Genomic DNA, 21,747 nt, shown 5'->3' on the forward strand with positions numbered 1-21,747 from the left:
TGTTGGATCCGGTTATTTGTCCGGGCTGTCGATAGTCAGTTTTTGTGGCGCGGTGGTGCTGCTGGCCAGTGGGCCGCTGCGACCGATCCACTCACCGGAGGTCGGTTGACCGGCCCGTGAGATGCGCGCAACCAGTTGGACTTCAGGGAAGTTGGACAGTTTCAACTGCGGCATCATTGCGTCGGCATCGCCCAGTTCGACGGTCACCGGCAGGTCAGCCACGGTCAGACGTTTGGCCGCCAGCGGCGCCGGTGGGCCAGAAGTGGCGCGGGCGAAGATGAACACGCTGTCGCCCGGTTGCACCTTGTCTTTGAGTTCGCTGGCCAGATCAACGCTGACTGTCAGTAACGCAGCTTTCGGCGCCGCTGCCTGGGCAACTTTGCCGCCGCTGGCTTTCAGCCGTTCGGTGGCACGCTCGATGCCGCCTTGCAGCGCAACGCGAGAGTTGTCATCCGGCGGCAGTTGCGCGAGCAGGCGATTCCAGTAGTCGATGGCTTCCTGATAACGCTCGCCTTCGAACGCAGCGATGCCGAGCAGGCCGAGGCTGGTGACTTCCTTCGGATCGGCCTTCAGCGCTTCGTCGGTCAGTTTCTGAATCTGCTCCGACCACTTTTTACCGTCAGCAAAATACTGCGCCTGCGCCCACTGGCCGAGCAGCTCCGGCTGGCGACCGGCGAGGTTGGCGGCGCGTTCGAACATCTTCGCCGCGTCTGCCGGGCGGTCCTGAGCCATGTAGGTACGGCCGAGGAAATACAGACCTTCAGCGGAATCCGGTTGTGCGGCGACCGCACGTTCCAGACGCTGGGTCATCTCTTCCATCGACTGCGGTGCCTGAGCGAATTCGCGGGTCAGTTCGACCTTGTCGGCGGCGCCGAAATGCAGGTACAGACCGAGACCCAGCACCGGTACCAGCACGGCGGCCAGCAGCGGCAACGGTTTACCCAGGCGCGAGACACGCGGCGCGGCGGCGCCTTCGGTGTCGGCGAGCAGTTCACGCGCAGCTTCCGCGCGACCGCTGTCCAGTTGCGCGGCGTCGAGCACGCCCTCGACCTGCTGCGCTTGCAGCTCGGCCACCCGTTCTTGGTACAGCGCGACGTTCAACGCGGTGCGATCTTCTTCCCGCTGGGCGCGGCGTTCGCGCAGTACCGGGATCAGCAGAAAACTCAGGGCGACCAGAAGCAACAGCCCTGCGGCGAGCCAGAAATCAATCATTCTTGGTTTTTATCCAACAGTTGGTCGAGACGCTGACGTTCTTCGGCAGACAGCGATGACGGCGTTTCGGCGCGTTGCCCGCGACGCCTGCGCACGATCAGCGCGATCACCACGAAACCACCGAGCAGCAGCCCGGCCGGGCCGAACCACAGCAGCGCGGTCTTGGCATTGAGCGCCGGTTTGTAGCGGACGAAATCACCGTAGCGATCGACCATGAAGTCGATGATTTGCTGATTGTCCTTGCCCTCGCCGAGCATGCGGAAAATCTCCTTGCGCAGGTCGGCGGCGATGGGTGCGTTGGAGTCGGCAATGTCCTGGTTCTGGCATTTGGGGCAGCGCAGTTCCTTGGTCAGTTCGCGGAAACGCTCGCGGTCGCCCTCTTTGGCAAATTCGTAGGTGTCGATGGCCGCGTGGGCGACACCGGCCAGGCTCAAGCCCAACACCACTGCTGCGAGAAAACGTTTCATGGCTTGGCCTCATCGACCAGCGCCTGATACTTGGCCGCGAGTTTTTCGCGCCAGACCTGCTCGTCGATCACCCCGACGAACTTGTCGCGGATGATGCCTTTGGCGTCGATGAAGAAGGTTTCCGGCGCGCCGTAGACACCGAGATTCAAGCCCAGCGAACCCTCGTCGTCACGAATATCCAGCGCATACGGATTGTGAAACTCGGCCAGCCACTTCAAGGCGTCGGCATTGGTGTCCTTGTAGTTGATGCCGTAGATCACCACGCCGCGCTCGGCGAGTTTGTTCAGCACCGGATGCTCTACGCGGCAGGAGATGCACCAGGTGCCCCAGACATTGACCAGCGCCGGTTTGCCGAGGATGTCGGCCTTGGTCAGCGTCTTGTCACCCTGCACACTCGGCAGGGAAAACTCCGGGAACGGCTTGTTGATCATCGCCGACGGAAGCTCCGCCGGATCCAGATACAGCCCACGATAAAGAAACACCGCCACCAGCAAGAAAATCGCCAACGGCAACAACATCAACCAACGCCTCATGCCGCCGCTCCCGTCATGCCCAGCGCTTCGCGCACTTTGCTTTTCACCTTGACCCGATAACGCCGATCCAGCGCTGCCAGCAAACCACCCAATCCGGTGAGCAAGCCGCCGAACCAGATCCAGCGCACAAACGGTTTGACGTGTACGCGCACGGCCCAGGCGCCGTTATCCAGCGGCTCGCCGAGGGCGACGTAGAGATCGCGGGTGAAACCGGCATCGATGCCGGCTTCGGTCATCACCGAGTTCTGCACGGTGTACAGACGCTTTTCCGGGTGCAGCACGCTGATTTCCTCGCCGTCACGAATGACGCGGATGGTGCCTTTGTCCGATGTGAAATTCGGCCCTTCGAAATGCTTGGCGCCTTCGAAGACAAATTGATAGCCGGCCAGGTCCATCGACTCGCCCGGCGCCAGACGCAGGTCGCGCTCGGCACTGTTCTGGCTCGACAACACCACGCCCAGCGCGCACACGGCGATGCCGAGGTGGGCGATCTGCATGCCCCAATAACTGCGGGTCAGCGTCGGCAAACCTTTGATCAGGCCTTTGTGGCGGGTCTTGTCGAACAGATCGCGCACGCCGGCGAGCAACACCCACGCCGCCAGCAGGAACGTCGCGATCACTGCCCAGTTGAAATCGCCGTACGCCACGCCGGCCACCACGGCCAATGCGACGCTGCCGAGCAACACCGGAGTGAGCATGCTCGCCAGCCATTTCACTGGCGTGTCCTTCCAGCGCACGATCACACCGATCGCCATGACCAGCATCAGCAACGCCATCAACGGGATGAACAGCGCATTGAAGTACGGCGGGCCGACCGAGAGCTTGGCGCCGCTGATGGCATCAAGAATCAGCGGATATAACGTGCCAAGCAGGATCATCGATGCAGCCACGACCAGCACCAGGTTGTTGCCCAGCAGCAAAGTCTCACGCGACCACAGATTGAAGCCAACCTGACTTTTCACCACCGGCGCACGCAGCGCAAACAGCGTCAGCGAACCGCCGACCACGAACAGCAGGAAAATCAGGATGAACACACCGCGCTCGGGATCCGAAGCGAAGGCATGCACCGAAGTCAGCACGCCCGAGCGTACGAGGAAGGTGCCGAGCAGGCTCAACGAGAACGCGGCGATCGCCAGCAACACCGTCCAGCTCTTGAACACGCCGCGTTTCTCGGTGACCGCCAGCGAGTGAATCAACGCGGTGCCGACCAGCCATGGCATGAACGAGGCGTTTTCCACCGGGTCCCAGAACCACCAGCCGCCCCAGCCGAGTTCGTAATACGCCCACCACGAACCGAGGGTGATGCCGATGCCGAGGAAGGCCCAGGCGACGATGGTCCATGGCCGCGACCAGCGCGCCCATGCCGCATCGAGACGCCCGCCGAGCAGCGCGGCGATAGCGAACGCGAACGCTACCGAGAAACCGACGTAACCCATGTACAGCATTGGCGGATGCACGATCAGGCCAATGTCCTGCAGCAACGGGTTGAGGTCGCGACCGTCCGCGGGAATCTGCGGCAGGATCCGCGAAAACGGGTTCGAGGTAAGAATCAGGAACAGCAGGAAACCGGTGCTGATCATGCCCATCACCGCCAGGACGCGGGCGAGCATGACTTGCGGCAACTGCCGGGAGAACACCGACACAGCGAAAGTCCAGCCGCCGAGGATCAACGCCCACAGCAGCAGCGAACCTTCGTGGGCGCCCCACACCGCGCTGAATTTGTAGTACCACGGCAGCGCGCTGTTGGAGTTCATCGCCACGTAGCCGACCGAGAAATCGTCGGTCATGAACGCGTAGGTCAGGCAGCCGAAGGCAAACAGCAGAAAGGCAAACTGGCCCCACGCCGCCGGTTGCGCCAGGCTCATCCACAAGCGGTCACCGCGCCACGCGCCGAGCATCGGCACCAGCGCTTGGACCAGTGCAAAACACAGCGCGAGGATCATGGCCAGGTGGCCCAGCTCAGGAATAAACAGTGCGGCGGCCATCGATCAACCCTCCTTCACAGGCGTCGGTGCGGATTGACCGCTGTCCTTCAGCGCTTTGGTCACTTCCGGCGGCATGTACTTCTCGTCGTGCTTGGCCAGCACTTCATCGGCGACCACCACGCCATCGGCGTTGAGCTTGCCGAGAGCGACAATGCCCTGCCCTTCACGGAACAGATCCGGGAGGATGCCGCGATAGGCGATGGTCACGGATTTGTTGAAGTCGGTGACGACGAATTTGACGTCCAGCGAATCCTTGGAGCGTTGCAGCGAACCGGCCTCGACCATGCCGCCGGCGCGGATGCGCGTGTCTTGCGGCGCTTCGCCGTTGGCGATCTGCGTCGGTGTGTAAAACAGATTGATGTTTTCCTGCAACGCGCTCAGGGCCAGGCCGACAGCAGCGCCCACTCCGACCAGAATCGCCAGAATGATGATCAGACGTTTTTTGCGCAGCGCATTCACTTGCCGTTCTCCCGGCGCAGACGACGCGCCTCTTGTTGCAGATAACGCTTGCGCGCCGCAATCGGCGCCACCACGTTGAGGGCCAGCACCGCCAGACAGATGCCGTAGGCCGACCAGACATACAGGCCGTGATGGCCCATGGCGAGAAAATCGCCGAATGAAGCAAAACTCATCGCACCGCCTCCAGACTCTGCTGCACTTCGGTCTTCACCCAACTGGCGCGGGCCTCGCGCTTGAGCACTTCAAGACGCATGCGCAGCAACAGCACGACGCCGAAGAAGCAATAGAAACCCAGCACCGTCAGCAGCAGCGGCAGCCACATTTCCGCGGGCATCGCCGGCTTTTCCGTGAGGGTGAACGTCGCGCCCTGGTGCAGGGTGTTCCACCACTCCACCGAGTATTTGATGATCGGAATGTTGATCACGCCAACAATCGCCAGCACCGCGCAGGCCTTGGCGGCGCTGTCGCGGTTGCTGATGGCATTGCCCAGCGCGATCACGCCGAAATACAGAAACAGCAGAATCAGCATCGAGGTCAGGCGCGCATCCCACACCCACCACGAGCCCCAGGTCGGCTTGCCCCAGATGGCCCCGGTGACCAGCGCCACGGCAGTCATCCACGCACCGATCGGTGCGGCGCATTGCAGGGCGACATCGGCCAGTTTCATCTTCCACACCAGCCCGACCACGCCGCAGACCGCGAGCATTACGTAGATCGACTGGGCGAGCATCGCTGCAGGTACGTGGATATAGATGATGCGGAAGCTGTTGCCTTGCTGGTAATCCGGCGGCGCGAAGGCCAGGCCCCAGACCACGCCAACGCCGATCAGCAGCAACGCTGCAATGCTCAACCACGGCAGGAACTTGCCGCTGATGCCGTAGAACCACTTGGGCGAGCCGAGCTTGTGAAACCAGGTCCAGTTCATACTGTTTCCATCACGGTTGCCGCTCATCATCGCGAGCTGGCAGAGGGTCATGCCTTTCTTCTGATAGAAGTGGTCAATTTTTGACCAGGCCTCATTATTATTCGCCGACGCTGATCTTCAGGCCAGCGGCTATTGCAAAGGGTGTCAGGGTGATCGCCAGCGCTGTGAGGCTGGCCATCCACAACAGGTATCCAGTCGCCGGCATGCCTTGCAGCGCCGCTTGCAACGCGCCACTGCCAAGGATCAACACCGGGATGTACAACGGCAGAATCAGCAGCGCCAGCAACAGCCCGCCGCGCTTCAGGCCGACCGTCAGCGCCGCGCCGACTGCACCGAGCAGGCTCAACACCGGCGTACCGAGCAACAACGACAGCAGCAGCACCGGCAGGCACGCGGCCGGCAACCCGAGCATCAGCGCCAGCAAAGGCGACAGCAGCACCAGTGCCAGACCGGAGAACAGCCAGTGTGCCAGCACCTTGGCCAGGACCAGAAGCGGCAGCGGGTGCGACGAAAGGACCCACTGTTCCAGCGAGCCGTCTTCGAAGTCACTGCGAAACAATCCGTCCAGCGACAGCAGGACCGACAACAACGCCGCCACCCAGACTAACCCCGGGGACAGGTTTTGCAAGACTTGAGTTTCCGGGCCGACGGCCAGCGGGAAAAGGGCAATGACGATGGCAAAGAAAATCAGCGGATTGGCCAGCTCCGCCGGGCGGCGGAACAGCAGTCGCGATTCGCGGGCAAGCAGCAGGCCGAAGACACTCATACCGCCCATTTCCCCAGATCGATGTCGCGATAACCGGCCGGCATGCGGCTCAGGGTGTGGTGGGTGGTCAGCACCACCAGACCGCCGCGTTCGCAGTGGCCGGCCAGATGCTCTTCCAACTGAGCGACACCCTGCTTGTCCAGCGCGGTGAACGGTTCGTCGAGAATCCACAACGGCGGGCTGTCCAGATACAACCGCGCCAGTGCCACGCGGCGCTGTTGGCCGGCGGAAAGGCTGTGGCAGGGAACGTCTTCGAAACCGCGCAATCCTACCGCTGCCAGCGCCTGCCAGATCGCCTCGCGTTCGGCGGGATGATGCAGGGCGCACAGCCACGAGAGGTTTTCTTCGGGAGTGAGCAGATCCTTGATCCCGGCGGCGTGGCCGATCCACAACAGGTTTCGCGCCAGTTCGCTGCGTTGCTCGATCAACGACTGACCGTTGAGCAGTACCTGGCCGTCGGTAGGTTGCATCAAACCGGCGAGCAGACGTAAAAGACTGGTCTTGCCGCTGCCGTTGGGGCCGCTGATCTGCACCATGTCGCCACTGGCCAGGCGCAATTCGAGGTTTTCGAAAAGCAGCCGCAGATCGCGTTCACACGCCAGGGCAACGGTTTGCAGGACAGGACTGGTCAAGGGATCACGGGCCTTATACGGTTCAAGTCGGCTCTGGAGCGGCCGTTAAAGAGATGCAGCATAGATGCTTTGATCGCTCGATCTGGCGAGCTGGATCAAACAATTGCCAGGTTTTTTGAACGAAGCGCACGACGCGCGGCATTATACATGCCGTGCCTTACTCTCAAGAGCGCAATTTCCTCAGGTTGTGTCCGCGTATGACAGGCGAAATGAACATCCTCCCGCTGCCACCCACCGTGCCGGCGAGCGCTCGCCCGCAGATGGGTGAACTGCTCAAGCTGCTGACGCCGGTGGAGGGCTTGATCGGCGCGGGGCAAAGCGCCAAGGCCGAGGTGTTGTCGCTCAAGCAGGCCGATCAGACCTTTGAATTGTTGCTCAAAGTGACCCTCGACAGCGGCCGTCAGACCACCGTGCAGGCCAGCAGCAACCTGCCGTTGCCACAGGGCACCAACCTGGCGATCACTCAGCCATCGGCCGGCAATCTGGCGATCACCGTACAGCAAGCGATCGCCAGCAGCGTCGCCACCCTGACCCGCATCGATACCGCGCAATTGCCCGCCGGCACCCTGCTGCAAGGCAAAGTCGTGACCTCGCAAGCCCTGCCGCAGACGCCGGGGCAAGCGGCGGTATTTCGCTCGATGGTCACTCTGCTCAACACCGCATTGAGCGGCAGCACATTGACCGTCGACAGCCCGCAGCCGCTGCGCATCGGCACCTTGTTGTCGGCGCAGGTGCAGGACGCGCAAACCCTCAAATTCGTGCCACTGAGCAGCCGTCAGGAACAACTGGCGGTGAGTCAGCAATTGCTCGGTCAGCAAAGTCGTCAGGGCTCGCTCGATGGCCTGCTGAAGATGTTGCAAAATCTGCCACCGGCGACTGACCAGACCTCGGCCGATCTGCGCGCGGTGGTCGACAAGTTGCTCGCCAGCCTGCCGGACGTGCAACAAATGAGCACCGCCAAAGGCGTGGCGCTGGCCTTGGCCAACAGCGGCGCGTTCCTTGAAGCGAAATTGCTCGGCGGACAGAATCCGACTCTCGCCCCGGACATGAAAGCCGACCTGCTCAAACTGATCGCGCAACTGACCCCGGGCCTGCCAAGCAACACCAATTTCAATGCGATCATCGCTGCCAACACCTTGGCGCAGGCGCTGCCGAGTTTCGTCCGGAACGCCCTCGGCACCCTCGGCCAGGTCAGCGCCAAACCGGTGCCGAGCAGCTTCCCATTGCCCGAACGACTGCTGGCAAAACTGGAAGGCGAAGGTGATCTCGAACAACTGCTGCGCCTCGCCGCCGCAGCGGTGTCGCGCCTGCAAAGCCATCAGTTGTCGAGCCTGGAACAGACCGGCGTCACCGACGATGGCCGCCTGCTCAGCACCTGGCAGCTGGAAATCCCGATGCGCAATTTGCAGGACATCGTGCCGCTGCAGGTCAAATTCCAGCGTGAAGAAGCGCCGGAGCGGGAACCGCAGCCGCATGAACGCCGCGATGAGCGCGAAGCCAAGCAGCAACTGTGGCGCGTCGATCTGGCCTTCGATCTGGAACCGCTCGGGCCGATGCAGATTCAGGCGCAACTGATCGCCGGCAGCCTGTCCAGTCAGCTGTGGGCCGAGCGTCCGTACACCGCTGACCTGATCGAAAACAATCTGTTTGCCTTGCGCCAGCGCCTGCTCGATTCCGGGCTCAACGTCGGCGACCTCGACTGCCACCACGGCACGCCGCCGCAAGGCAACCAAACCCGCCTCGAACACCGCTGGGTCGACGAAACCGCATGAACGATTCCACTGCCCCACGCCAGGCCATCGCCCTTAAATACGACGGCAACCACGCCCCGACCCTCACCGCCAAGGGCGACGAGGAACTGGCCGAAGAAATCCTGCGCATCGCCCGCGATTACGAAGTGCCGATTTACGAGAACCCTGAACTGGTGCGCCTGCTGGCGCGGATGGAACTGGGCGACAGCATCCCCGAAGAGCTCTATCGCACCATCGCCGAGATCATCGCGTTTGCCTGGAACCTGAAAGGCAAATTCCCCGAGGGACAGGACCCGAACGCCCCGATGGTCGAGAAGGACATCACCGCACGCGGGGATGATTATTGAGGTTTCAAAGACGCCTTCGCGAGCAGGCTCGCTCCCACATTTGATCACGGTCGAATGTGGGAGCGAGCCTGCTCGCGAATAGCGCTTTTGATTTGATCGTTCCCACGCTCCGCGTGGGAATGCCGCCCGTGACGCTCCGCGTCACATTTCACAGGCGGAACGCGGAGCGTCCCAGGATGCGTTCCCACGCAGAGCGTGGGAACGATCTTTTGATCTAGCTTGCCGCTTGAAGCTTGAAGCTTGAAGCTTCTAGCTGCCCTTGTGCAACTTGCGCATCAACTCAGCCTCAGCCTGGGTCAAGCCGCAAGACTGAGTCAGTTCATCGACGCTGGCGCCCATGCCCACCAGTTTCGCCGCCTGGGCGAATGACAGGCTCGACGGGTCGCGTTGTTCCAGTGCAACGATCTTGTCCGGCAACGGGCTCACCACCGCGCGCAACTCGTGCAGGGCTTCGCCCATGCGCACGTTGCCGTTCTGGTAGTCGTCGACGCGTTTGGCCAGTTCCTTGATGCGCTGATCACGCAGCGCGTCGCCCTGAGCCTGCTGCGCAGCGATCACCCGCTGCGCCTTGATGTACGAGACGAACATCGCCAGCGTACCGGCCCAGAACAGGAACAGAACAATTACCGCAACCTCGAGAATCAAATCAGATGCTCTCCAGTTCCGACCATTCTTCTTCGCTCATCATCTTGTCCAGCTCGACCAGAATCAGCAGTTCGTTGTTCTTGTTGCACACGCCCTGGATGAACTTGGCCGACTCTTCGTTACCGACGTTCGGCGCGGTTTCGATTTCCGACTGACGCAGGTAAACCACTTCGGCGACGCTGTCGACCATGATGCCGACGACTTGCTTGTCGGCTTCGATGATGACGATACGGGTGTTGTCGCTGATCTCGCCGCTGTGCAGGCCGAAGCGCTGACGGGTGTCGATCACGGTGACCACGTTGCCGCGCAGGTTGATGATGCCCAGCACGTAGCTCGGTGCACCCGGTACCGGCGCGATCTCGGTGTAGCGCAGCACTTCCTGCACGCGCATCACGTTGATGCCGTAGGTTTCGTTATCCAGTTTGAAGGTCACCCATTGCAGGATCGGATCTTCAGAACCTTTTGCATTCGACGCCTGACTACTCATACCCTGACCCCTCGAAAAAACCGCCCCGGGCGGTGTGTGTTCTGTGTGGTGGCACTGGAAAATGCCATCGCCTGATTGTTATGTCGGCTGCTATGTCGGTTTATGTAGCGGCTTGTTGCCACTCAAGTGCTTTGCCCCGCCGCTGGCGATCAACTCGGCCAGTGCGGATACGTCAAGCAATGCACACATGTGCTCGATCACGGTGCCGGCGAGCCATGGCCGCTGACCCCGGTGACTTCTCCATTTGATTTCATTCGGGTCCAGGCGCAACGAGCGGCTGACCTGATGCACCGCCAGCCCCCACTCGTAACCTTGTACCGAAATCACGTATTGCAGGCCCTGCCGGAAGTCATCGCGGTAACGATCCGGCATGACCCAACGCGCGGTGTCCAAGACTTTCAGATTGCCGGCCTGGCTCGGCAGAATCCCGAGGAACCACTCCGGCTGACCAAACAGCGGCGTCAGCTCGTGGCCGGCCAGCGAATAGATCGAGCCGAGGCACACCAGCGGCACCGCCAGGGTCAGCCCGGCAACATCGAACAGCAAGCATTCGAAGGCTTCGGCAGCCCAGGCCGGACGGCCATCGGGTTCGACCGGTGGCGGCGGGTTGTTCGGTGGCAGATGCACTTCGACCAGCGGCGGGACCAGCACCTTCGGCTCTGCAATCTGCGGCGCGGGTTCTGGCTCCGGTTCGGGTTCCGGCACGGTCAATAATTGTGTTTGCAGCAGCGGCGCCAGTGTCGACAGTGGCGCGCGCGGTTCGTCGATCAGCGCCACCGGTGCTTTGGCCACGGGGACAGCAGCAGGCGCGGCAATCGGAGCGACGGATTTCTGCGCGTCACGGGCCTGCTCTTCCAGCACCGCGGCCTGGAACTCGTCCATGGCCTCGGTGCTTTCCACCACTTCAGGCTGCGCCTGTTCGACGACTGGCGGCAGTACTTCGACCGGCGCAGGCAAGTCCTCGGGCAAGTCGAGCAGCAGGTCTTCCAGATAGGACTGCAAGGCCTGTTGCGGACGTGAAGTCAGCTTCACCGGCCGGTTCATGCGCGACTCCCTGTAGGAGCTGCCGAAGGCTGCGATCTTTTGATCTTTTCAGGAGCACTGACAGGCCAGATCAAAAGATCGCAGCCTTCGGCAGCTCCTACACGAATAAGGATCATGCTCAGGCCACCTGCGGAACAAGTTGCTGCGCGAGCAGGTGCTTGAGCAGCGCGCGGTAGGCCAGCACGCCACGGCTCTTGCCGTCGAATTGCGAAGGCGTGACGCCCGCCCGGCTGGCGTCGCGCAGACGGGTATCGACCGGGATGTAGCCGTGCCAGATGTCTTCGGGGAATTTGTCACGCAGCACGCGCAAGGTGCCCATCGACGCCTGCGTGCGGCGGTCGAACAGCGTCGGCACAATGCTGAACGGCAGCGGCTGTTTGCGCGAGCGATTGATCATCGCCAGGGTGTTGACCATGCGCTCCAGACCTTTCACGGCGAGGTGCTCGGTCTGTACCGGGATCACCAGTTGCTGGCTCGCCGCGAGGGCGTTGACCATCAGCACACCGAGCAACGGCGGGCTGTCGATGATCGCGTAATCGAAGTCCTGCCACAGTTGCGCCAGACTCTTGGCGATCACCAGACCCAGGCCACTCTGCCCCGGCGACTGGCGCTCAAGGGTGGCCAGTGCGGTGCTCGATGGCAGCAGGGAAATGCGTTCGTCGCTGGTCGACAACAGCAACTGCCCCGGCAGGCCTTGCGGCACGCTGCCCTTGTGCAGAAACAGGTCGTAGTTGCTGTGTTCCAGGCTGTCGGGGTCGTAGCCGAAATAGCTGGTCATCGAGCCGTGCGGGTCGAGATCGACCACAACCACGCGCTTGCCCGCCTCGGCCAGCAATCCGGCTAAAGCGATGGAGGATGTGGTTTTACCGACACCACCCTTTTGATTGGCGACTGCCCAGACTCTCATTCAGTTCGTTCCTCCCGGCCAGGTTGATTGACCGAGACATGCTTCAGCGTGTTAATGCGGGCGACGGAGAATTGACGGCACTCTCGCGTCCCGGCGTCTTGACCGGGGTCGGTGCAGTTTGTGTGCCAGCGCGCTTCAACGCCGCATCAGGTTGCGCATTGGCGGTTCCGGTGCCCGTCAGGCTGCGGCGCACATCGAGATTGCGCGACACCACCAGCACCACGCGACGGTTCTTCGCCCGGCCTTCGACCGTGGCGTTGTTGGCCACTGGCTGGAATTCGCCGTAGCCCACCGACGCCAGTCGCCCAGGGTTCACGCCCTGCATGGCGAGCATGCGCACGATGCTCGCCGAGCGCGCCGAGGACAGTTCCCAGTTGGTCGGGTACTGCGCGGTGCGGATCGGTTGATCGTCGGTGAAGCCTTCGACGTGGATCGGGTTGTCGAACGGCTTCAGGATCGCCGCGACCTTGTCGATGATGTTGAACGCGATGTCGCTCGGCATGGCGTCGCCGCTGCCAAACAACAGGCTGGAATTGAGCTCAATCTCGACCCACAACTCGTTGCCGCGAACGGTCATCTGGTTGGAGCTGATCAAGTCACCGAAGGCGGCGCTGATGTCATCGGCGATGCTTTTCAGCGGATCGCTGGCCCCGGATATACCGGCGTCGACCTGCTCGGCATCCTTGACCAGCGGCTTGGCCGGGGTCACGGTTTTCGGTCGTTCGTCGCCGATCGGAATCGGTTTGAGCGAGCGATCGGAGTCGGTAAACACGCCGATCAGCGCTTCGGAAATGACTTTGTACTTGCCTTCGTTGATCGACGAGATCGAGTACATCACCACGAAAAACGCGAACAGCAAAGTGATGAAATCCGCGTAGGACACGAGCCAGCGCTCGTGATTGACGTGTTCTTCCTGGTGGCGACGACGAGCCATGAGGTTATTCCCTTAGTCCATGAAGCCTTGCAGCTTCAACTCAATGGAACGAGGGTTTTCACCTTCGGCGATCGACAGAATTCCTTCCAGCAACATTTCGCGATAACGCGACTGCCGCAACGCGATGGACTTGAGCTTGGCCGCGACCGGCAAGAGGATCAGGTTGGCACTGGCCACGCCATAGATGGTCGCGACGAACGCCACGGCAATGCCGTTACCCAACTGCGACGGATCAGCGAGGTTGCCCATCACGTGAATCAGGCCCATCACCGCACCGATGATGCCGATGGTCGGCGCGTAGCCGCCCATGCTTTCGAACACTTTGGCCGCTTCGATATCGCGGGATTCCTGGGTGTAGAAATCCACTTCGAGAATGCTGCGAATGGCTTCCGGCTCGGCGCCGTCGACCAGTAGTTGCAGACCTTTGCGCGAATAGCTGTCAGGTTCGGCGTCGGCCACGCCTTCGAGGCCAAGCAAGCCTTCCTTGCGCGCCGTCAGGCTCCAATTGACCACGCGATCGATGCCGCCGGCCAGGTCGACACGCGGCGGAAAGAAGATCCAGCCGAGAATCTGCATGGCGCGCTTGAACGCGCTCATCGGCGATTGCAGCAGCGCAGCACCGACCGTGCCGCCCAGTACGATCAGCGCCGCCGGGCCGTTGGCCAGCGCGCCGAGGTGACCGCCTTCAAGGTAGTTGCCGCCGATGATGGCGACGAACGCCATGATGAGGCCGATAAGGCTGAGAACATCCATCAGATACACGCCTCGACGATGTGCTTGCCGATGTCGTCCAGACCGTACACGGCGTCAGCCAGATCGGCTTTGACGATGGCCATCGGCATGCCGTAGATCACGCAGCTTGCTTCGTCCTGCGCCCACACCGAGCTGCCGCCCTGCTTGAGCAGACGCGCGCCTTCGCGGCCGTCGGCGCCCATGCCGGTCAGCACCACTGCCAGAACTTTGTCGCCGTAGGACTTGGCTGCAGAACCGAAAGTGATGTCCACGCACGGCTTGTAATTCAGACGTTCGTCACCCGGCAGAATCTTCACCGCGCCACGGCCGTCGATCATCATCTGCTTGCCACCCGGCGCCAGCAGCGCCAGGCCCGGACGCAGGATGTCGCCATCCTCGGCTTCCTTGACGCTGATACGGCAGAGCTTGTCGAGACGTTCGGCAAACGCTTTGGTGAACGCCGCCGGCATGTGCTGGATCAGCACGATCGGCGCCGGGAAGTTCGCCGGCAATTGCGTCAACACACGTTGCAGCGCGACCGGGCCGCCCGTCGAAGTGCCGATGGCAACCAGTTTGTAGGCTTTGCGTTTCGGTGCTGGCGACGAAGCGCTGGCAGCGGATGCACGGGCAGGCGCTGGCGCTGGCGTCGGACGTGCCGGGACAGGGCTGCTGTGGCTCGTGTGGCTGCCGTAGCTCGACGCTGCCGGAGCAGGCGTCGGCGCTGGCGCAGCGGCGGGAGCCGGCGCGCTGTAGGCACTGAAACGACGATTGCTGCGCGAGATGCTGTGGACTTTCTCGCACAGCAGTTGCTTGACCTTCTCGGGGTTGCGCGAGATGTCTTCGAAATTCTTCGGCAGGAAATCCACCGCGCCGGCGTCCAGCGCATCGAGGGTTACCCGCGCGCCTTCGTGGGTCAGCGAGGAGAACATCAACACCGGGGTCGGGCAGCGCTGCATGATGTGCCGCACCGCCGTGATGCCGTCCATCATCGGCATCTCGTAGTCCATGGTGATCACGTCAGGCTTGAGGGCCATGGCCTGATCGATCGCCTCTTTACCGTTGGTGGCCGTGCCGACCACCTGGATGCTCGGATCCGCCGAAAGAATTTCCGAGACGCGGCGGCGGAAAAAACCCGAATCGTCCACCACCAGGACTTTGACTGCCATAAACACTCCATTAGGTGCAGCGGCGCGTCATCGCGCCGCCGCCCCGGATTCAAATACGCTTTGTGGCGTAACGCTTGAGCATGCTTGGAACATCGAGAATCAGCGCAATGCGGCCGTCACCGGTGATGGTGGCGCCGGACATGCCCGGAGTTCCCTGGAGCATTTTGCCCAATGGCTTGATGACCACTTCTTCCTGGCCGACCAGTTGATCGACGACGAAGCCGATCCGCTGTGTGCCCACCGAAAGAATCACCACATGGCCTTCGCGCTGCTCTTCGTGAGCGGCGGAGCTGACCAGCCAGCGCTTGAGGTAGAACAATGGCAGCGCCTTGTCGCGCACGATCACCACTTCCTGACCGTCGACGACGTTGGTGGTCGACAGGTCGAGGTGGAAGATTTCGTTGACGTTGACCAGCGGGAACGCGAACGCCTGATTGCCGAGCATGACCATCAGCGTCGGCATGATCGCCAGGGTCAGCGGCACCTTGATGACGATCTTCGAGCCCTGGCCCTTGGTCGAGTAGATGTTGATCGAACCGTTGAGCTGGGAAATCTTGGTCTTCACCACGTCCATGCCGACACCACGGCCGGACACGTCGGAGATCTCGGTCTTGGTCGAGAAACCCGGGGCGAAGATCAGGTTGTAGCACTCGGTATCGCTCAGGCGATCGGCCGCGTCCTTGTCCATCACACCGCGTTTCACCGCGATCGAACGCAGGACGTTCGGGTCCATGCCTTTGCCATCGTCGGAGATCGACAGCAGGATATGGTCGCCTTCCTGCTCGGCCGCCAGCACCACGCGACCGCCACGGGCCTTGCCCGATGCTTCGCGTTCTTCCGGCGACTCGATGCCGTGGTCGACGGCGTTGCGCACCAAGTGGACCAGCGGGTCGGCAAGAGCCTCGACAAGGTTTTTGTCGAGGTCGGTTTCTTCACCCACCAGTTCCAGGTTGATTTCTTTCTTGAGCTGACGTGCGAGGTCGCGAACCAGACGCGGGAAGCGCCCGAAGACCTTCTTGATCGGCTGCATCCGCGTTTTCATCACGGCGGTCTGCAGGTCAGCGGTGACCACGTCGAGGTTCGACACGGCCTTGGACATGGCTTCGTCGCCGCTGTTAAGGCCCAGGCGCACCAGACGGTTACGCACCAGCACCAGCTCGCCGACCATGTTCATGATCTCGTCGAGCCGCGCGGTGTCGACGCGCACGGTGGTTTCCGCTTCGCTGGCCGGTTTTTCCGCCGGAGCAGCGGCTGGCGCACGGGCCGGAGCCGGTGCAGCAGCGGCGGCCGGTTTCGGCGCCTCGACTTTCGGCTCAGGCTTGGCCGCAGGTTTCGGCGCAGCAGCGGCAGCCGGAGCTTTCGCCGCTGGCGTGGCGACGCTCGACGCAGAGCCGGCAGTCGCAGCGCTGGCGTCAAACTTGCCTTTGCCGTGCAATTCGTCGAGCAGCGATTCGAATTCGTGATCGCTGATCAGATCACTGCCGGCCGCAGCGGCTGCCGGTGCAGCAGGTGCGGCCGGGGCCGAAGCGATGGCCGATTCCAGCGCGTCAACGGCGAAGTTGCCCTTGCCGTGCAACTGATCGAGCAAGGCTTCGAATTCGTCGTCGGTGATGTCCGAGCTGTCGCCCGCAGCAGGTGCGGCCGGCGCTGCTGGTGCCGCCGGAGCGACCGCATCTACAGCAAACTGGCCTTTGCCGTGTAGTTGATCGAGCAGCGATTCAAATTCGGCGTCGGTGATTTCATCGCTGGCCGCCGTATCGGCAACCTGCGCGGGAGCAGCGACAGCGGCCGGAGCCTCGGCCTGGGCCTGGGCCTTGACGGCATTCAGCGAGTCCAGCAGTTGTTCGAATTCGTTATCGGTAATGTCGTCCGATGCGCTTTCGGCGACCGGTTCTTCCACCGCTTCTACCGGTGCGGCAACGGCTTCATCCGCCGATTGCGGCTCGGCCAGACGCGCCAGCGCGGCCAGCAGTTCCGGCGTGGCAGCGGTGATCGGTGCACGTTCACGGACTTCGCTGAACATGCTGTTCACCGCGTCCAGTGCTTCGAGCACCACGTCCATCAGTTCTGCATCAACGCGACGCTCACCCTTGCGCAGGATGTCGAACACGTTTTCGGCGATGTGACAGCACTCCACCAGCTCATTGAGCTGAAGGAAGCCGGCGCCCCCTTTTACAGTGTGGAAACCGCGAAAAATTGCATTGAGCAGATCTGCATCATCCGGGCGGCTTTCAAGCTCGACCAGTTGTTCGGACAGTTGCTCAAGAATCTCGCCGGCCTCAACCAGGAAATCCTGAAGGATCTCTTCATCGGCGCCGAAGCTCATTAATGGGGTGCTCCTACAGGTCTAAAAACCCAAAAAACCCGAATTCCGAAACTCTAGAATCCAAGGCTGGATAACAAATCGTCCACATCGTCCTGACCGGACACAACGTCTTCTCGTTTATCGGCATGAATCTGCGGACCTTCACCCTGCGAGAGATGTTTTTGTGGATCTTTTTCAGCAAGCATTGCGGCGCGGTCATGTTCGATGCCCGCAAAGCGGTCGACCTGACTGGCCATGAGCACGAGTTTGAGCAGATTGCTTTCGACTTCGGTGACCAGTTGGGTCACACGCTTGATCACTTGACCTGTGAGGTCCTGGTAATCCTGAGCCAGCAGGATGTCGTTGAGGTTGCTCGACACCGCACGGTTGTCCGTGCTGCTGCGTGACAGAAAACCGTCGACCCGGCGCGCCAGTTCGCGGAACTCTTCAGCCCCGACCTCGCGACGCATGAAGCGGCCCCAATCGGCGCTCAACGTCTGCGCTTCATCAGCGAGACTGTTGACCACCGGCGTGGCGCTTTCCACCAGATCCATGGTGCGGTTGGCCGCGGCTTCCGTCAGCTTGACCACATAGCCCAGGCGTTCGGTGGCGTCGGTGATTTGCGACACTTCCTCGGCCTGCGGCATGTGCGGATCGATCTGGAAATTGACGATCGCACTGTGCAGTTCACGTGTGAGCTTGCCCACTTCCTGATACAGGCCGCGGTCACGGGTCTGATTGAGCTCATGGATCAGTTGCACCGCGTCGCCGAACCTGCCTTTTTCAAGGCTCTCGACCAGTTCGACCGCGTGTTTTTTCAGGGTCGATTCGAAATCGCCCTGTGATGATTCGTTATGCTCCATAGCTCCCCCGCGCATTCATCAGCCGATGCGTTCGAAAATCTTCTCGATTTTGTCTTTCAACGCTTGAGCCGTGAAAGGTTTGACCACGTAACCGTTCACACCGGCCTGGGCGGCCTCGATGATCTGCTCACGCTTGGCTTCAGCAGTAACCATCAACACCGGGAGGTGCTTGAGTTTTTCATCAGCGCGCACGTGACGCAGCAGGTCGATACCGGTCATGCCCGGCATGTTCCAGTCTGTTACCAGAAAGTCGATGCTGCCGCTGTTGAGCACCGGAATGGCGGTTACGCCATCGTCGGCCTCGACGGTGTTGGTGAACCCAAGATCGCGCAGCAGGTTCTTGATGATCCGCCGCATCGTTGAGAAGTCATCAACGATGAGGATTTTCATGTCTTTGTTCAATTCGACCTCCAAGCAGTCTTAAACGCGCCCAGCACCTGGACGCGCCACTTCAATCAATCGGCATAGCACTCGAAGTTTGTCTGGAGCACAACGGATCGAGACCGGCGCCGTTCATCACCGCACCAGCCTCGTTTCGCAGTGTCCCCACACTGCCTTCAGCGCGCTCGCCACTCCCCCAAACGCCCCCGCAGACGGGCCGCGCACTGGCTGTGTAACTGGCTGACCCGCGATTCACTGACGCCAAGGACTTCACCGATTTCCTTGAGGTTCAGCTCTTCGTCGTAGTACAGCGCCAACACCAGTCGCTCACGCTCCGGCAAATTGGCAATCGCGTCCGCCAGCGCCGCCTGGAAGCGTTCATCTTCCAGATCGCGTGACGGCTCCATATGAGCACTCGCGCCATCCTCGTGCAGCCCTTCGTGTTCGCCGTCCTGCAAGAGGTCGTCGAAACTGAACAGGCGACTGCCCAAGGTGTCATTCAGAATCCCGTAGTAATCGTCGAGACTCAATTGGAGTTCGGCCGCAACCTCGTGATCTTTAGCGTCACGGCCGGTTTTAGCTTCAATCGAGCGAATCGCGTCGCTGACCATCCTGGTATTACGGTGAACCGAGCGTGGCGCCCAATCCCCTTTGCGCACTTCATCGAGCATCGCGCCGCGGATTCGAATGCCCGCGTACGTTTCGAAACTGGCGCCTTTGCTGGCGTCGTATTTGGTCGAGACTTCGAGCAAACCGATCATCCCGGCCTGGATCAGGTCTTCGACCTGCACGCTGGCCGGCAGGCGCGCCAGCAAGTGATAGGCAATGCGCTTGACCAGTGGCGCGTAACGCTCGATCAATTCGTATTGCGCGTCACGCGCCGACTTTTTGTAAAGATTCATGCCACTGGCGGTCATATCACAGGCCCTGCGGTTTGCTGCACGAGACGCTCGACGAAAAATTCCAGATGCCCGCGCGGGTTGGCCGGCAGCGGCCAGGTGTCGACCTTCTGGGCGATGGCCTTGAAGGCCAGCGCGCACTTGGAACGGGGAAAGGCTTCGTAGACGGCGCGCTGCTTCTGCACCGCTTTGCGCACGCTTTCGTCGTACGGCACCGCGCCGACGTATTGTAGGGCGACGTCAAGGAAGCGATCCGTGACCTTGGTCAACTTGGCGAACAGGTTGCGCCCTTCCTGCGGGCTCTGCGCCATGTTGGCCAGCACGCGGAAGCGGTTCATGCCGTAATCGCGGTTGAGCAACTTGATCAGCGCGTAAGCATCGGTGATCGAAGTCGGCTCGTCGCAGACCACCAGCAACACTTCCTGGGCGGCACGAACGAAACTGACTACCGAGTCACCAATACCCGCAGCGGTGTCGATCACCAGCACGTCGAGATTGTCGCCGATGTCGCTGAACGCCTGGATCAGGCCGGCGTGTTGCGCCGGGCTCAGGTGCACCATGCTCTGCGTGCCGGAGGCCGCCGGCACGATGCGAATCCCGCCCGGGCCCTGCAACAGCACGTCGCGCAGTTCGCAACGGCCTTCGATAACGTCGGCCAGTGTGCGCTTGGGTGTCAGCCCCAGCAGAACGTCGACGTTCGCCAGGCCCAGGTCGGCGTCCAGCAGCATGACCCGACGGCCAAGCTCTGCCAGCGCCAGCGACAAGTTCACTGACACGTTAGTCTTGCCGACGCCACCTTTGCCGCCGGTCACCGCGATCACCTGTACGGGATGCATGCTGCCCATGTTATTTCTTTACCTTGTCTTGCATAGACGGAGGCCACATTACTGGCTGCGCGTTCCTGATCGGAACAATGCGTGGCAGACCATCGATGTAGGTACAAAAACTGTTCATGATTACCTCAGCCAACCTGCTTGGTCGGGCTGTGATAGATATCAGCGAACATGTCAGCCATGGCTTCTTCGCTGGGTTCTTCCTGCATTTGCACGCTGACGGCGCGGCTGACCAGTTGATGACGGCGCGGCAGATGCAGATCATCCGGAATCCGTGGGCCATCGGTCAGATACGCGACCGGCAATTCATGACTGATCGCCAGGCTCAACACTTCGCCGAGACTGGCCGTTTCATCCAGTTTAGTCAGGATGCAGCCGGCCAGCCCGCAACGCTTGTAACTGTGATAAGCGGCGGTTAGAACCTGTTTCTGGCTGGTGGTTGCCAGGACCAGATAATTTTTTGAGCGAATGCCACGCCCGGCCAGGCTCTCAAGCTGCATGCGCAACGCCGGATCACTGGCTTGCAGGCCGGCAGTATCGATCAAAACCACGCGTTTGCGTAGCAGTGGATCCAATGCCTGCACCAGCGACTGACCCGGATCGACGTGCGTCACCGGCACGTTGAGGATGCGCCCGAGGGTTTTCAGTTGTTCCTGCGCGCCGATGCGGAAGCTGTCCATGCTCACCAGCGCGACGTTCTGCGCGCCGTACTTGAGCACGTAACGCGCGGCGAGCTTGGCCAGCGTGGTGGTCTTGCCCATGCCGGCGGGGCCGACCATGGCAATCACACCGCCCTCTTCCAGCGGCTCGACTTCCGGTACGGCAATCATCCGCGCCAGGTGCGCGAGCAGCATGCGCCAGGCCTGACGGGGTTCTTCGATATCGGTGATCATCGCCAACAGATCGCGCGACAGCGGGCCGGACAGGCCGATGCGCTGCAGACGGCGATACAGATTGGCCTGGGCCGGACGGCTGCCTTGCAACTGATTCCAGGCCAGGGTGCCGAGCTGCACTTCCATCAGCTCGCGCAGGCTGTTCAATTCAAAACGCATCGAATCCAGTGCACGCGGATCGACACCCGCGGAGGCCTGCGCAGGCGCTGCGGCCGGACGCGTCGGTGCGGCGTAGGTCGGCTCGCTCAGCGGCTCGGCAGCAGTCAGCGGCAGGCCTGCGGTCAACGGCAGCCCGGCGAACAACTGCTGATTGGTGTTGCCGTCGGCTTCGCCACGCAGGCTCAGCTCGGCCTGGGCGGTGACGATGCGCGACTGGGTCTTGCGCAGCTCGTCTTCGAGTTCCATGTTCGGAACCCGTGGCGCTAGCGCCGACAGTTTGTAATCCAGAGCCGCCGTCAACTCGACGCCGCCGGCAATGCGGCGGTTACCGATGATGGCGGCATCAGCGCCCAGCTCATCGCGAACCAGCTTCATGGCCTGACGCATATCGGCGGCGAAAAAACGCTTAACTTGCATAAACC

Annotated in this window: 24 protein-coding genes; 2 read left to right on the forward strand and 22 right to left on the reverse strand. The window is 61.6% G+C overall.

Features of this window, described 5'->3' with window-relative positions; genetic code table 11:
* Nucleotides 1–12: 12 nt before the first annotated feature.
* The 9 genes from ccmI to ccmA all read right to left on the reverse strand — a co-directional run bounded on the left by ccmI (nt 13) and on the right by ccmA (nt 6,979).
* Nucleotides 13–1,212 (reverse strand): c-type cytochrome biogenesis protein CcmI, encoded by a 1,200-nt coding sequence (gene ccmI / locus JWU58_RS19735; RefSeq protein ID WP_206420831.1) that lies wholly within the window; start codon nt 1,210–1,212, stop codon nt 13–15.
* A complete protein-coding gene (locus JWU58_RS19740) occupies nt 1,209–1,679 on the reverse strand; it encodes a cytochrome c-type biogenesis protein (RefSeq protein ID WP_016771041.1) in 471 nt (156 codons plus the stop codon). Before JWU58_RS19740 ends, ccmI begins: the two co-directional genes overlap by 4 nt.
* On the reverse strand, nt 1,676–2,212 hold the full coding sequence (locus JWU58_RS19745) for a DsbE family thiol:disulfide interchange protein (protein ID WP_016771042.1): 537 nt from the start codon (nt 2,210–2,212) through the stop codon (nt 1,676–1,678). Before JWU58_RS19745 ends, JWU58_RS19740 begins: the two co-directional genes overlap by 4 nt.
* Nucleotides 2,209–4,197, reverse strand: a complete 1,989-nt coding sequence (locus tag JWU58_RS19750; protein ID WP_056783848.1) for a heme lyase CcmF/NrfE family subunit — start codon at nt 4,195–4,197, stop codon at nt 2,209–2,211. The genes JWU58_RS19745 and JWU58_RS19750 overlap by 4 nt, the downstream gene beginning before the upstream one ends.
* Nucleotides 4,198–4,200: 3 nt before the next feature.
* The gene (gene ccmE / locus JWU58_RS19755) at nt 4,201–4,656 is read right to left on the reverse strand and encodes a cytochrome c maturation protein CcmE (protein ID WP_016771044.1); all 456 of its coding nucleotides are present in this window, start codon (nt 4,654–4,656) and stop codon (nt 4,201–4,203) included.
* Nucleotides 4,653–4,829 (reverse strand): heme exporter protein CcmD, encoded by a 177-nt coding sequence (gene ccmD / locus JWU58_RS19760; RefSeq protein ID WP_016771045.1) that lies wholly within the window; start codon nt 4,827–4,829, stop codon nt 4,653–4,655. The genes ccmE and ccmD overlap by 4 nt, the downstream gene beginning before the upstream one ends.
* Nucleotides 4,826–5,581, reverse strand: a complete 756-nt coding sequence (locus tag JWU58_RS19765; protein WP_122691772.1) for a heme ABC transporter permease — start codon at nt 5,579–5,581, stop codon at nt 4,826–4,828. Before JWU58_RS19765 ends, ccmD begins: the two co-directional genes overlap by 4 nt.
* 97 nt (nt 5,582–5,678) lie before the next feature.
* Nucleotides 5,679–6,347 (reverse strand): heme exporter protein CcmB, encoded by a 669-nt coding sequence (gene ccmB / locus JWU58_RS19770; RefSeq protein ID WP_039763615.1) that lies wholly within the window; start codon nt 6,345–6,347, stop codon nt 5,679–5,681.
* Nucleotides 6,344–6,979: a cytochrome c biogenesis heme-transporting ATPase CcmA gene (gene ccmA, locus JWU58_RS19775; protein ID WP_206420832.1), complete on the reverse strand. Its 636-nt coding sequence runs from the start codon at nt 6,977–6,979 to the stop codon at nt 6,344–6,346. Before ccmA ends, ccmB begins: the two co-directional genes overlap by 4 nt.
* Nucleotides 6,980–7,176: 197 nt before the next feature.
* Here ccmA and fliK point away from each other — a divergent pair, with 197 nt between their 5' ends.
* Together fliK and JWU58_RS19785 are read left to right on the forward strand one after the other, a co-directional pair.
* Nucleotides 7,177–8,751: a flagellar hook-length control protein FliK gene (gene fliK / locus JWU58_RS19780; protein WP_123442834.1), complete on the forward strand. Its 1,575-nt coding sequence runs from the start codon at nt 7,177–7,179 to the stop codon at nt 8,749–8,751.
* A complete protein-coding gene (locus tag JWU58_RS19785) occupies nt 8,748–9,077 on the forward strand; it encodes an EscU/YscU/HrcU family type III secretion system export apparatus switch protein (protein ID WP_016770586.1) in 330 nt (109 codons plus the stop codon). Before fliK ends, JWU58_RS19785 begins: the two co-directional genes overlap by 4 nt.
* A gap of 249 nt (nt 9,078–9,326) precedes the next feature.
* Here JWU58_RS19785 and JWU58_RS19790 read toward each other — a convergent pair whose 3' ends face one another.
* The 13 genes from JWU58_RS19790 to flhF form a co-directional block, all read right to left on the reverse strand.
* Nucleotides 9,327–9,722: a DUF2802 domain-containing protein gene (locus JWU58_RS19790; protein WP_016771049.1), complete on the reverse strand. Its 396-nt coding sequence runs from the start codon at nt 9,720–9,722 to the stop codon at nt 9,327–9,329.
* 1 nt (nt 9,723) lies between these two features.
* Nucleotides 9,724–10,209, reverse strand: a complete 486-nt coding sequence (locus JWU58_RS19795) for a chemotaxis protein CheW (RefSeq protein WP_016771050.1) — start codon at nt 10,207–10,209, stop codon at nt 9,724–9,726.
* Between the two features lie 90 nt (nt 10,210–10,299).
* Nucleotides 10,300–11,253 carry a CheW domain-containing protein gene (locus JWU58_RS19800; RefSeq protein WP_123442835.1) on the reverse strand — a complete coding sequence of 318 codons (954 nt, stop codon included), beginning with the start codon at nt 11,251–11,253 and terminating at the stop codon, nt 10,300–10,302.
* Between the two features lie 118 nt (nt 11,254–11,371).
* Nucleotides 11,372–12,160, reverse strand: a complete 789-nt coding sequence (locus tag JWU58_RS19805) for a ParA family protein (protein WP_039763606.1) — start codon at nt 12,158–12,160, stop codon at nt 11,372–11,374.
* Nucleotides 12,161–12,203: 43 nt separating this feature from the next.
* Complete coding sequence (gene motD, locus JWU58_RS19810; RefSeq protein ID WP_016771054.1) at nt 12,204–13,094, reverse strand: flagellar motor protein MotD; 891 nt, start codon at nt 13,092–13,094, stop codon at nt 12,204–12,206.
* Nucleotides 13,095–13,106: 12 nt separating this feature from the next.
* Nucleotides 13,107–13,847: a flagellar motor protein gene (locus tag JWU58_RS19815; protein WP_016771055.1), complete on the reverse strand. Its 741-nt coding sequence runs from the start codon at nt 13,845–13,847 to the stop codon at nt 13,107–13,109.
* A complete protein-coding gene (locus JWU58_RS19820) occupies nt 13,847–14,992 on the reverse strand; it encodes a protein-glutamate methylesterase/protein-glutamine glutaminase (protein WP_206420833.1) in 1,146 nt (381 codons plus the stop codon). The genes JWU58_RS19815 and JWU58_RS19820 overlap by 1 nt, the downstream gene beginning before the upstream one ends.
* Before the next feature lie 49 nt (nt 14,993–15,041).
* Complete coding sequence (locus JWU58_RS19825) at nt 15,042–17,318, reverse strand: chemotaxis protein CheA (protein WP_206420834.1); 2,277 nt, start codon at nt 17,316–17,318, stop codon at nt 15,042–15,044.
* 53 nt (nt 17,319–17,371) lie between these two features.
* Nucleotides 17,372–18,160, reverse strand: coding sequence for a protein phosphatase CheZ (locus JWU58_RS19830; RefSeq protein WP_042607546.1), 789 nt, complete (start codon nt 18,158–18,160; stop codon nt 17,372–17,374).
* Nucleotides 18,161–18,178: 18 nt separating this feature from the next.
* A complete protein-coding gene (locus JWU58_RS19835) occupies nt 18,179–18,550 on the reverse strand; it encodes a chemotaxis response regulator CheY (protein ID WP_161986607.1) in 372 nt (123 codons plus the stop codon).
* Nucleotides 18,551–18,717: 167 nt separating this feature from the next.
* Nucleotides 18,718–19,458, reverse strand: coding sequence for an RNA polymerase sigma factor FliA (gene fliA, locus JWU58_RS19840; protein ID WP_016771059.1), 741 nt, complete (start codon nt 19,456–19,458; stop codon nt 18,718–18,720).
* Nucleotides 19,455–20,285, reverse strand: coding sequence for a flagellar synthesis regulator FleN (fleN, locus tag JWU58_RS19845; RefSeq protein ID WP_016771060.1), 831 nt, complete (start codon nt 20,283–20,285; stop codon nt 19,455–19,457). Before fleN ends, fliA begins: the two co-directional genes overlap by 4 nt.
* A gap of 116 nt (nt 20,286–20,401) precedes the next feature.
* A complete protein-coding gene (flhF, locus tag JWU58_RS19850; RefSeq protein WP_024012117.1) occupies nt 20,402–21,742 on the reverse strand; it encodes a flagellar biosynthesis GTPase FlhF in 1,341 nt (446 codons plus the stop codon).
* Nucleotides 21,743–21,747: the final 5 nt, after the last annotated feature.

Origin of the sequence: Pseudomonas atacamensis (assembly GCF_017167965.1) — a bacterium.
GTDB lineage: Bacteria > Pseudomonadota > Gammaproteobacteria > Pseudomonadales > Pseudomonadaceae > Aquipseudomonas > Aquipseudomonas atacamensis.